This is a genomic window from Micrococcus sp. APC 4021 (assembly GCF_030407635.1).
In the GTDB taxonomy this organism is placed as follows: Bacteria; Actinomycetota; Actinomycetes; order Actinomycetales; family Micrococcaceae; genus Micrococcus; species Micrococcus luteus.
Genome location: NZ_JASDCZ010000075.1, coordinates 1 through 10903, shown reverse-complemented (window position 1 = coordinate 10903; position 10903 = coordinate 1). Strand labels below are relative to the sequence as shown.

At 72.4% G+C, this 10903-nt stretch carries 10 protein-coding genes and 1 riboswitch; of the genes, 4 read left to right on the top strand and 6 right to left on the bottom strand.

Annotated features, from left to right (window positions below; all coding sequences use genetic code 11):
• Nucleotides 1-82: 82 nt before the first annotated feature.
• Nucleotides 83-487 (top strand): hypothetical protein, encoded by a 405-nt coding sequence (locus QL983_RS07770; RefSeq protein WP_241251948.1) that lies wholly within the window; start codon nucleotides 83-85, stop codon nucleotides 485-487.
• Nucleotides 488-736: 249 nt separating this feature from the next.
• Here the strand turns inward: QL983_RS07770 and QL983_RS07765 are convergent, their stop codons facing one another.
• Both QL983_RS07765 and QL983_RS07760 read right to left on the bottom strand, forming a co-directional pair.
• Nucleotides 737-1996 carry a histidine kinase gene (locus QL983_RS07765; RefSeq protein ID WP_145951213.1) on the bottom strand — a complete coding sequence of 420 codons (1260 nt, stop codon included), beginning with the start codon at nucleotides 1994-1996 and terminating at the stop codon, nucleotides 737-739.
• Between the two features lie 21 nt (nucleotides 1997-2017).
• A complete protein-coding gene (locus tag QL983_RS07760) occupies nucleotides 2018-2191 on the bottom strand; it encodes a hypothetical protein (RefSeq protein ID WP_002856694.1) in 174 nt (57 codons plus the stop codon).
• 151 nt (nucleotides 2192-2342) lie between these two features.
• Between QL983_RS07760 and QL983_RS07755 the strand changes: the two genes are divergently transcribed.
• Nucleotides 2343-3026 carry a response regulator transcription factor gene (locus QL983_RS07755; RefSeq protein ID WP_002856693.1) on the top strand — a complete coding sequence of 228 codons (684 nt, stop codon included), beginning with the start codon at nucleotides 2343-2345 and terminating at the stop codon, nucleotides 3024-3026.
• An 11-nt stretch (nucleotides 3027-3037) separates the two neighbouring features.
• Here QL983_RS07755 and QL983_RS07750 read toward each other — a convergent pair whose 3' ends face one another.
• The 3 genes from QL983_RS07750 to gcvP all read right to left on the bottom strand — a co-directional run bounded on the left by QL983_RS07750 (nucleotide 3038) and on the right by gcvP (nucleotide 8105).
• Nucleotides 3038-3871, bottom strand: a complete 834-nt coding sequence (locus QL983_RS07750; RefSeq protein ID WP_002856692.1) for a hypothetical protein — start codon at nucleotides 3869-3871, stop codon at nucleotides 3038-3040.
• Nucleotides 3872-3988: 117 nt separating this feature from the next.
• Nucleotides 3989-5155 carry a glycine cleavage system aminomethyltransferase GcvT gene (gene gcvT / locus QL983_RS07745; protein ID WP_044659070.1) on the bottom strand — a complete coding sequence of 389 codons (1167 nt, stop codon included), beginning with the start codon at nucleotides 5153-5155 and terminating at the stop codon, nucleotides 3989-3991.
• 13 nt (nucleotides 5156-5168) lie between these two features.
• Entirely contained in the window at nucleotides 5169-8105 is a 2937-nt protein-coding gene (gene gcvP, locus QL983_RS07740) for an aminomethyl-transferring glycine dehydrogenase (protein WP_145951212.1), read from the bottom strand.
• Nucleotides 8106-8267: 162 nt separating this feature from the next.
• Nucleotides 8268-8384, bottom strand: a riboswitch (glycine riboswitch).
• A 201-nt stretch (nucleotides 8385-8585) separates the two neighbouring features.
• Here gcvP and QL983_RS07735 point away from each other — a divergent pair.
• Together QL983_RS07735 and QL983_RS07730 are read left to right on the top strand one after the other, a co-directional pair.
• Nucleotides 8586-8957, top strand: a complete 372-nt coding sequence (locus QL983_RS07735) for an ectoine synthase (RefSeq protein ID WP_020624813.1) — start codon at nucleotides 8586-8588, stop codon at nucleotides 8955-8957.
• A gap of 83 nt (nucleotides 8958-9040) precedes the next feature.
• On the top strand, nucleotides 9041-9781 hold the full coding sequence (locus QL983_RS07730) for a YoaK family protein (RefSeq protein WP_020624812.1): 741 nt from the start codon (nucleotides 9041-9043) through the stop codon (nucleotides 9779-9781).
• Here QL983_RS07730 and QL983_RS07725 read toward each other — a convergent pair.
• Nucleotides 9756-10903 (bottom strand): acyl-CoA dehydrogenase family protein (locus QL983_RS07725; protein WP_290152162.1); only part of this gene is annotated, 1148 nt, incomplete at its 5' end. The two genes, QL983_RS07730 and QL983_RS07725, sit on opposite strands and share 26 nt — an antisense overlap.

The window sequence follows — 10903 nt, the reverse complement described above, 5'->3', positions numbered from 1 at the left end:
AGCAGCCAGGCCACGAGGAACCCGTTCAGTCCCATGCGCAGCTGCGGGCGCGGCCCGTTCCGGCCCCCGCCCGCAGCTGCGCATGGGACTGAACGGGTTCCTCGTGGCCTGGCTGCTGCCCAACCTCGTGATGGCCGCCGTGGTGGCGATCCTGGCCGTGGTCCCGGGCCTGCAGGCCTTCGGCAGCCTGACACCGCTGCTGACGGTGGTCGGGGTCGCCGGGCTGGTGGTGGGGCTGCCGCTGTGCCTGCTCGTGAACTGGGCGTTCCGGCACGTGCTCAACCAGTGGGTCCACGTGCTGGCATACGCGCTGATCGGCATGCTCTACGGCCTGGTGGTGCTCACGCAGGGCGCTGCGGGCATCCTGCCGATGCTCATCCCGGTGATCGGCTTCCCGGCCGCCGTGCTCATGGCCCTGGGCCGGACGGCGGCCCGTCCCCTCGTCCGCACGGTCACCCCGGAGCCGTCGCCCGCCGAGCCGGCCTGAGCACGCCCGACAACGAAAAGGACGATGGCCGGATGGCCATCGTCCTTCTCGGAACCGCGTCCGGGGCCCGCATCCCCTCAGGCATGTATCCCGGCTCGTGATTCGCACTGTGCACCGTCTCAATGGGGCATGACCCACTCTAGGAGGGACGACGGCGCCCCCGACAGTGGCGGAAGGTGCAGACTTTCGGGCCCTGATGTGATGCAGGTCACATGGGTCTGGTCCGCCGCTGCGACGGCGTCGGCCTCGTCAGACGGACCTGGGGAGCACCGCGCGCACCCGCCACCCCCAGCCCCCCGGCCCGGCCTCGATCGTGCCGCCGAAGGTGGCCACGCGATCCCGCATGGAGTTCAGGCCCACACCGGAGGAGTTCCACTGCGGCGGGCCGGACCGCTCGGTGACGGTGTTCTCCACCTCGAGCACCACGTCCGGCCCCGCGTCGCGGAGTTCGATGCACACGCGCGCGCCCTCGCCGGCGTGCTTGGCGACGTTCGTGGTGGCCTCCTGGAGCACCCGGTGCAGGGTGGAGCGCACGGAGATCGGCATCGCGTTCTGGTCGCAGCGGACGTCCGTCTCCACCGTCATTCCGAGACTGCGCAGCTCCTCGGCCAGTTGGGCCACGGACAGCACCGGATCCGCGGACGTCGCCCCGTCCGCGCCCCCCGCGGCGCCCGGCTCACCGCTCGGGTCCACGATCCCGTCCTCCTGGAGGATGGAGAGCATGCGCCGCAGGTCCCGCAGCGCGTCCTTCGCGGAGTCCCCCACCACGTCCAGCACGCCCTGAGCCGCCTCCGGGGCGCCGAGGTAGCGTGCCGTCCGAGCCTGCATCGAGATGATCGTGAGGTTGTGCGCGACCACGTCGTGCAGGTCGCGGGCCAGTGAGCGACGCTCGGCCTCGGCGGCCAGCCGGGCCCGCTCCTCCGCCTCGAACACCCGGCGGCGATCCCGCTCCCGCCGGGCCAAGCTCTCGCGGATGAAGAGCCCGCCGCCGAGGCCCATGGACATGAGCAGCAGGATGAACCACGTCGCGTTCGCCTGACCCACCGCGAACGGCTGGGCGACGCCCCAGGTCAGCGCCAGGACGGCGGCCGTGACGACGAACCCCCAGGAACGGGCGGTCGCCGCGACGGCCCCGAGGACCACGGGCGCGACGACGGCGAAGAGCACCTCGGAACCGCCGACGACGGTCGCGACGGCCCCGGGCAGGAGCAGGGCGAAGCCCACCGTGCTGCGCCACCACTGGGCGAGGAAGGCGCTGGTCGCCGACGCGATGGCGATCCCGTCCAGGACCGGGATGACGCCGTGGCCCGGGCCGAACAGACCGATGTCGGACGCGGTCGAGGCGAGCAGGAACGCCGACCCAAAGGCGAGATAGACGCGGCTCAGCGGCGCCGCGGCCCAGAACGCGCGCCACCGCAGGCTGCGCGCCTGACGCCACGCCGAAGAGCGGCGCGCCCGGGAGGGCGCGCCGCTCCGGACGGAGGGGGTCGATGGGCTCGAATCAGGCATCGGGGGCGGACCGCCCCGGGGTCAGTCGCACCAGATGCCGAAGTGGCGGCACGTCCACTCCGCAGTGCCTTTGCCGAGGCCCAGGGTCGTGACGACGTCGTCCTCGGCCGAGGCCGCCGAGGCGGCGGCGGCCGGAGCGCCGACGAGGGTGGAGGCGAGAAGGAGAGCGGAAGCGAGGAGAGCGCGAGTCTTCATGGCCCCAGTATGTATGACGCCCGTCACAAATGGTGCACGCCGCGCACAGGCCGCGCCGCGGCATGGCGCAGATGACGGCCGGCGGGCACCCCGGCCTCGCCCCGACGCCGACAAGGTGGCATGCGCCACAGCACCGGTTACGCTGACCTGCGTGTCCGAAGAGCTGCGCATCCTGATCGCCGACGACCAGCCGCTCATGAGCGGCGCGCTCCGCGTGCTCGTCGACTCTGCCCCCGGCATGACCTGCGTGGGTGTGGTCGCCAACGGCGTCGAAGCCGTGGAGGCGTGCGCCGCCATCGAGCCGGACGTGGTCCTGATGGACATGCAGATGCCCCTGATGGACGGGGTGGAGGCCACACGCCGGATCAAGGACACCCACCCCGCGATCCGGGTCCTGGCGATCACCACGTTCACGTCCGAGGACTACCTCGTGCCGGCCCTGCGCGCCGGAGCGGGCGGCTACCTCCTCAAGGACGCGGAGCCGCCGGCCATCCTGGGCGCCATTCAGGCCGTCCATCGCGGCGAGTCCGTGCTCTCCCCCGCCGTGGCGACCAAGCTGCTCGCCTCGATCGAGCGGGACCGGCCGACGGTGGGCCCCACCTCGGTGCAGCCCGGCAGCCCCGACGGCTCCGACCTCACCGAGCGGGAGCTGGGCGTGCTGCGGCTACTGGCCAGGGGTCAGTCGAACCCGGAGATCGCCGCGAACCTCTTCGTCTCCGAGTCCACGGTCAAGGCCAACCTCACGCGGATCATGGCCAAGCTGGAGGTCCGCGACCGCGTCCAGCTGATCATCCGGGCGGCCCAGCTCGGGCTCGTCACCCTCGCCCTGGACTGAGCGCGGCGGGGTCAGCCACGGGCCGCGATCTCGTTGCGCCGCGTGTTGAGGTCCTTCAGGACTTGCATCCCGTGCTCCACCACCGGGTCCGCCTCGGCCAGGAGCGACTCCTTGGCCGGCCCGTAGGCGAGGTCGGCGAACGTGCCGTTCTCCGGGTCGAGGGCCCGGATCTCCTGCTGCACCAGGCGCACCTGGTCCAGGCCGGCCGCGTACTCCACCGCTCGCTCGTCGATCTTCGTCAGGGACGCCTCCGCGTCCTCCGGGATCTGCTCCAGGGCGAACTGGGCCTCGTAGAGCCGGTTCTGGTACGTGCAGGGCTCCTCGATGTCGTAGAGCCCCACGCCGCGACCCACGGCCTCCTGATTGGCCTGGGCGATCTCCTCCGCCAGGCGCTTGCCGACGGCGACCTCCGTGGGGGCGGCCATGCCGGCCTCCGCCATGGCCACGTTGACGGTGCCGCCGCCGATCGAGATGACCGCGCTCTCCATCCCCTCGGGCGCGCCCTCGTCCGAGGTGGTCATGCTCGCGGTCGCCCCCTGCGGGAGCCGATCACGCAGCCAGGCGTAGGACTCCTCCCCCATGCAGAGGTTGGGGCCGACCTTGAGGCCCTCCGGGTTGCGGCCCGCGCTCGTGACGCCGGCGAGGACCACGGTCCGCTCGGTGCCGCCTTGGTTCACCACCACGGTGTTGCCGTCCAGCACGGTGACGATGTCCACGCGGGCGGCGTCGGCGGCCACGCCGCGGAGGACGGTGACGATGCCCAGCAGGAGCAGGACGGCGGCGACGGCGAGGAAGACCAGCAGCCCCTTCAGGGGGACCCGGGCACGGGCGGCGACGTGAGTCATGCGGACTTCCTGCAGGTGGACGGCGGGACGGGGGGCCGCGACGACGGCCCGGAGCCCGAGTCTAGCGAAGGGCCCCGGGACCGCCGAGCGGCGGGCCGAGGGACGGCTGCGTCGGGCTCAGCGCTCCCGGCGGTAGAACGGCGTGGCCACCACGGTGAACGGCTCGCCGCGGCCGCGCAGGTCCACCTGCAGGGACGTGCCCTCGGCGGCCACGTCGCGGCGGACACGGGCCAGGGCGATGGGGTGTCCGAGGGTCGGGCTGGGGGCGCCCGAGGTCACCTCGCCCACCCGCTCGCCGGACTCGTCCAGCACGGCGTAACCGTGCCGGGCGGCACGCCGACCCGCGCCCTGCAGCCCCACGAGGACCTCCTCGACGTCGTCCCTGCCGACCAGCGCGGATCGTCCGACGAAGTCGGCCTCCTTGCTCGCGGGCACCGCGAAGCCGACGCCAGAGGCGTGCGGCTGGTGCCCGGTGTCCAGCTCGTTGCCGTAGAGCGGCATGCCCGCCTCGAGGCGCAGCGAGTCCCGCGAGGCGAGCCCGCACAGCGTCAGCTCCACGCCCGCCTCGTCCGCGGCCGAGAGCATCGTGTTCCACACGGCGGAGCCGCGGTCGCCGGCCTCGGCGGTGGAGGCGGCGGGCAGGAACAGCTCGAAGCCGTCCTCACCGGTGTAGCCGGTGCGGGCGACGACGGCGATGACGTCACCGGCGTCCGTGGGCACGGTCAGGGTCAGGTGGCCGTAGTACTTCAGCTCGGCCAGCTGCGCCGCGGCCTCCGGCATGGCCCGGGCGAGGATCCTCTCGGCCTGCGGGCCCTGCACGGCCACGAGGGCGGTGGTCGAGGACTCGTCCTCGACGACGGCGTCCCAGCCCGACGCCCGCTGGTTCAGGGCGGTGTGGACCGCGGCGATGTTGCCGGCGTTGGGCACCACCAGGTAGTCGGGCTCGGAGCCGGCCTCGCCGTCGTCCATCCGGTAGACGATCGTGTCGTCGAGGATGGTGCCGGCGTCCGTCAGGCACAGGGCGTACTTGGCGCGGCCGGGCTTCAACGTGGAGAGCACGCTCGAGAGGGCGTGGTCCAGCATGGCCCCGGCCTCCGGGCCGGTGACCCGGATCTCGCCCATGTGGGAGAGGTCGAACAGGCCTGCGGAGGTGCGGACGGCCTTGTGCTCGGCCAGCTCGGAGCCATACTTCAGGGGCATGTTCCAGCCGCCGAAGTCCGTGAACGTGGCGCCCGCGGCCTCGTGGACCGGGTGCAGCGGGGAGTTGCGCGTCGAATCGCTCATGGGGGTGATCCTCTCAGTCCTCGTCGGCGGTGTCGGCCACGGCGCCCTCGAACGCCTCGGGCGGCGGGCACGAGCACACGAGGTTGCGATCGCCGTAGGCGCCGTCGATGCGGCCCACCGGCGGCAGGTACTTGTCCAGACGCAGGCTCGGCACCGGCGTGCCCGCCTGGGCGCGCGAGTAGGGGCGATCCCACTCGTCGGCCATCAGGACGTTGAGGGTGTGCGGGGCGCGACGCAGGACGGAGTCCGCCACGGTCTCCGGGGTGACGGCGGTGATCTCGGCGTGGATGGCCTCCATCGCCTCGATGAACCGCTCGATCTCCTCGAGGTCCTCGGACTCGGTGGGCTCCACCATGAGCGTGCCGGCCACGGGGAACGCCAGGGTGGGGGCGTGGAACCCGTAGTCGATGAGGCGCTTGCACACGTCCTCGGCGGTCACGCCCGTGCGGGCCGTGAGCTCGCGCAGGTCGAGGATGCACTCGTGCGCCACGAGGCCGTCGTTGCCCGTGTACAGCGTCGGGTAGAGGGGCGCGAGGCGGCGGGAGATGTAGTTGGCGCCCAGCAGCGCGTGCGCGGTGGCGGAGCGCAGGCCCTCGGCGCCCATCAGGTGGATGTAGGCCCAGGAGATGGGCAGCACGCCGGCCGAGCCGTGCGGGGCCGCGGTCATCAGGGCCTCGCGGGAGGGCAGGTACGGCACCAGGTGCTCGCCCACCGCCACGGGGCCCACGCCCGGGCCCCCGCCGCCGTGCGGGATGCAGAACGTCTTGTGCAGGTTCAGGTGGGAGACGTCTCCGCCGAACTCGCCCGGCTGGGCCAGGCCCACGAGCGCGTTGAGGTTGGCGCCGTCGATGTACACCTGGCCGCCCGCGGCGTGCACCGTGGCGCAGACCTCCTTGACGTCGGCGTCGTAGACGCCGTGCGTGGAGGGGTAGGTGATCATGATGGCCGCGATGCGGCCCTCGTTCGCCGCGATCTTGGCGTCCAGGTCGGCGGCGTCGATCGTGCCGTCGTCGGCGGTGGCGACGACGACGACCTTCAGCCCCGCCAGCACGGCCGAGGCCGCGTTGGTGCCGTGGGCGGAGGCCGGGATCAGGCAGATGTCCCGCTCACCCTCACCGCGGGCCAGGTGGTACTGGCGGATGGCCCACAGGCCCGCGAACTCGCCCTGCGAGCCGGCGTTCGGGGCCACCGAGACGCCCGCGTAGCCGGTGATCTCGGCGAGCTTGGCCTCCAGATCCGCGATCAGGAACCGCCAGCCCTCGGTCTGGTGGTCGGGCGCGAACGGGTGGATGGAGCAGAACTCGGGCCAGGAGATGGCCTCCATCTCCGCGGTGGCATTGAGCTTCATGGTGCACGAGCCCAGCGGGATCATGGTGCGGTCCAGCGCCAGGTCGTAGCCGGAGAGGCGGCGCAGGTAGCGCAGCATCTTCGTCTCCGAGTGGTGGGTGTTGAACACCGGGTGCATCATGAACGCGGAGGAGCGGCGCAGCGACTCCGGCACGGCCGGGGTGGCCACGGCGCCCTCGTGCGCAGAGGCCGGCAGGGAGCCCGCGTCCAGGCCGAACGCCGTCAGGACGGCCACGAGGTCGGCGTCGACGGTGGTCTCATCGGCTGCGATCCGCAGGGTGTCCGCGTCCACCAGGCGCAGGTTCACGCCGTTCTCCTCGGCGGCCTGCAGGACCTGCTCGGCCCGGCCGGGCACGCGGACGGTGATCGTGTCGAAGAAGTGCTCCTCGGCGACCTCGACGCCACCGGCCCGCAGCGCCTCCGCCAGGCGGACGGCCTGGGCGTGGGCGTGGCGGGCGATGCGGGCGATGCCCTGGGGGCCGTGGTAGACGGCGTACATCGAGGCGACGATCGCGAGCAGCGCCTGGGCGGTGCAGATGTTGGAGGTGGCCTTCTCGCGCCGGATGTGCTGTTCGCGCGTCTGGAGGGCGAGGCGGTAGGCGGGCTTGCCGGCGTCGTCGTAGGAGACGCCCACGAGGCGGCCCGGCATGCTGCGCTGCAGGCCCTCCTTCACGGCCATGTAGGCGGCGTGGGGGCCGCCGAAGAACAGGGGCACGCCGAAGCGCTGCGTGGAGCCGACGGCGATGTCCGCACCCTGCTCCCCGGGCGGAGTGATCAGGGCGAGGGAGAGGATGTCCGCGGCGACGGTCACGAGGGCGCCGGCCTCCTTGGCCTGCGCGATGACGGCGGCGTGGTCGTGGATGCGGCCGGAGTCGCCGGGCTGCTGCAGCACGACGCCGCACAGGCCCTTCTCCTCGACCTCGGCGCGGACGTCCTCCGGGATGCCTGCGGAGAGGTCGGCCACGCGCACGTCGATGCCCACGGCCTCGGCGCGCAGGCGCACCACGGAGAGGGTCTGCGGGAAGAGGTCCGCGTCGAGGAGGGTGACGCCGTCGGTCCTGCGGCGGTTGGCGCGGTGCATGAGGAGCACGGCCTCGGCGGCGGCGGAGGCCTCGTCCAGCAGGGAGGCGTTGGCGATGTCCAGGCCGGTGAGGTCCTGGACCATCGTCTGGTAGTTCAGGAGGGCCTCGAGGCGGCCCTGGGAGATCTCCGGCTGGTACGGCGTGTAGGCCGTGTACCAGGCCGGGTTCTCCAGCACCTTGCGGAGGATGACGCCCGGGGTGACGGTGTCCGAGAAGCCCTGCCCGATCATCTGGGTCTTCATGACGTTGCGGCCGGCGATCTCGCGCAGCTGCTCCAGGACCGCGGACTCGGTCAGCGGGGCGGGCAGCTCGAGGGGCTTCGGCTGGCGGATGCCGGCGGGGACGGCGGTGTCCACGAGGGCCTCGAGCGAGTCGTAGCCCAGGGTCTGCAGCATGTGCTCGACGTCCGCGGGGCGCGGGCCGATGTGGCGGGCCACGAAGGGGGCCGAGGCGGTGTCCTTAGGCTCGACGCGCTCGTGGGGCAGCGCGGTCGTGCTCTCGGTGGTCTGGGGGCTGGTCACGGGGTACCTCCGGGGGGATCCTGCCGTGGTCACGGCGTGGCTCTGCTCCTCCCCGCTCTGTCATGGACCTGAGAGTTTCCGACGCCCGGGTGGGCGGCTTGCACCGTCGGTGGTCTCGGTCCGGACGCGGGCGCGGCGGAGTGAGACGCTTTCCAGAGCGCCTGACCCCACGCGGTACGGATGCCTGAGAGATTCCCGGGGAGGGTTTGCTCCTTCGGCGGCCTGCTCACGCGGCCGGCCGGGGCAGGACGCGCGCCGACGCTCTCCCGCGCGGGGCATGCGGCGTGCCGTCAGTATCCCACACGTGTAGGCCGCGTCACAGGGCGCCCGGGAGGGGCCGGACGGGGCGTGTCGAAGGCTTTCGTTGATGAAACGGGCGCCCGGGAGGGGTTGAGTCGCCCCACGCGCCCGTGCCTACTGTGGCGAGGACGGGCGGGCGTGTTCCTCCGCCCCGGAGCCGACCGAGGGAGCGATCCACCCATGTACACCCGCAGCCGGAACGACGTCGAGAAGGTCGAGTGGGGCGGAGGCACCTCCGAACGCCTCATCACCGCGAAGGACGAGATGGGTTTCGCCGTCGCCCACACGATCGTGCGCGCCGGATCGTCCTCGAAGCTCCAGTACCGCAACCACCAGGAGGCCTGTTACTGCATCGCGGGCAACGGCTCCGTGGTGGAGCCGGACGGCACCGTCCACGAGATCACGCCGGGTGTCATCTACGTCCTGCCGGACCACGAGCCGCACGACCTGCGCGGCGGCACCGAGGACATGCACCTGATCTCGGTGTTCAACCCCGCCATCACCGGCGACGAGAAGCACACCCTGTCGGAGGACGGCTACTCCAGCTACTGAGCCCGGGCACGGTGACGGGAGGCGTCGACGACGGCGCCTCCCGCGTCGGCGCCGACGGCGGCGTCCGGTCGTAGGGTGGCGGGGTGCTCAACCTGTGCGCCCCCGAGCGCACCGTGCGTCGCAACACCCACCTGGCGCTGGTGCTGACCGCGATCGCGGGGATCCTCAACTCCGTGGGCTTCGTCGCCGTGGCCACGTACACGTCCCACATGACGGGGATCGTGGCGTCCATGGCGGACGCGGCGGTCCTCCACGCCCCGGGTCTGGTCGGCACGGGCCTGCTCGCGCTGGCCATGTTCATCCTGGGCGCGGTCGTCTGCGCGCTGGTGTTCAACTGGGGCCGGGTCAACGGCCTCCGGTCGCGGTACGCCAACATCCTCCTGCTCGAGGGCGTCGGCATGCTGGTGTTCGGCCTGCTCGCCGAGCACGTCCGCGATGCGCACCGGCCGCTGGTCGTGGTGGCCGTGCTGTGCTTCACCATGGGCCTGCAGAACGCCTTGATCACCCGCATCGGGGCGTGGCCGATCCGCACCACGCACGTGACGGGCATGGTCACGGACATCGGCGTCGAGCTCGGCAAGATCCTGTACCGCAACGGCCCCGGGGCCGCGGCCCCCGTCGTCGGGGAACCGCGGCGCGTGGGACTGCTGGCGCTGCTCGTGGCCCTGTTCTTCCTGGGCGGGGTGGCGGGCGCGGCCGGTTACCTCTGGCTGGGCTTCGAGGTGGTCATCCCGGTGGCTGGCGTGCTGCTGCTCATCGCCCACCGCCCGCTGGTCCAGGACCTGCAGGACGCGTGGCTCACACGAAGGCCGAGACGCCGGTGAGGGCCCGCCCCACGATCAGGGTGTTCATGCCGTAGGAGCCCTCGTAGGAGTAGATGGCCTCCACGTCCCCCATGATCTTGGCGATCTCGTGCTCCGTGAGCAGGCCGTTGCCGCCGAGGGCGTCGCGGGCGAGCGCCGCCGAGGACCGGGCCAGCCGGGTCGAGGTGGCCTTGGCCATGGCCGCGTGCATCATCTCCATCCGCCCCTCCTGCCGCAGGGCGTCCACCTGGAGCATCATGCCGGCGGACGCGGCGAGGTTGCCGGCGACCTCGGCGATCTGGGCCTGGATCAGCTGGAACGCGGCCAGCGGGCGGCCGAATTGCTCCCGCCGCAGCGCGTAGGAGCGCAGCACGTCCAGCACGCCCATCTGCGCGCCGACGCCCTGCCAGCCGACCCACATGCGCGAGTCGCGCAGCAGGGCGCGGGTGGCGGCGAAGGTGGTGGCGCCGGGCAGGATCGCGTCCGCGGGCAGGCGCACGTCCAGGGTGATGTCCGCGTTCTGCATGATCCGCAGGCCCATCTTCCCGCTGATCTTGGTGGCCTCGTAGCCGGGGGTGTCGGTGGGCACCACGAAGCCCTTGATCTCGCCGTCGGCGGTGTCGCGTGCCCAGACGAGCGCGACGTCGGCGATCGTGCCGGCCCCGATCCAGCGCTTGGCGCCGCGGATGACCCACTCGTCGCCGTCGCGGGTGGCGGTGGTGGCGAGGCCTCCGGCGATGTCCGAGCCGTGGTCCGGCTCGGTGAGGCAGAACGCGCCCAGGGCGTCGAAGGATTCGAGGCGCCCCTGCCACGTGGCCTTCTGACGCTCTGAGCCCAGGCCGGCGATCATGCCGAGGTTGAGCTCGTTGTGGATGCCCACGAGGGCGGACAGGGACAGGTCCACACGGGCGATCTCCGCGTGCACGAGCTGCTGGAACAGCGAGGACGAGCCGTCCAGGACGAGGCGTCCCAGACCCAGCTCGGCCAGGCCCGGCAGCAGGTCGAACGCGAACTCCTCGGCGTCCCAATACCGGGTCAGGTGCGGCCGCACGCGGGTCTGCAGGTGGTCCTCGATCGCGTCGAGCCGGGCACGCTCGACCGGTTCGAGGCGGTCCCGCAGGCGCAGCAGGTCCACGTGGGGCA

Excerpts from the sequence above, each read along its gene's own strand:
- QL983_RS07770 (WP_241251948.1), top strand. The coding sequence starts at position 83 with ATGGGACTGAACGGGTTCCTCGTGGCCTGGCTGCTGCCCAACCTCGTG.
- QL983_RS07765 (WP_145951213.1), bottom strand. The coding sequence starts at position 1,996 with ATGCCTGATTCGAGCCCATCGACCCCCTCCGTCCGGAGCGGCGCGCCC.
- QL983_RS07760 (WP_002856694.1), bottom strand. The coding sequence starts at position 2,191 with ATGAAGACTCGCGCTCTCCTCGCTTCCGCTCTCCTTCTCGCCTCCACC.
- QL983_RS07750 (WP_002856692.1), bottom strand. The coding sequence starts at position 3,871 with ATGACTCACGTCGCCGCCCGTGCCCGGGTCCCCCTGAAGGGGCTGCTG.
- gcvT (WP_044659070.1), bottom strand. The coding sequence starts at position 5,155 with ATGAGCGATTCGACGCGCAACTCCCCGCTGCACCCGGTCCACGAGGCC.
- QL983_RS07735 (WP_020624813.1), top strand. The coding sequence starts at position 8,586 with ATGTACACCCGCAGCCGGAACGACGTCGAGAAGGTCGAGTGGGGCGGA.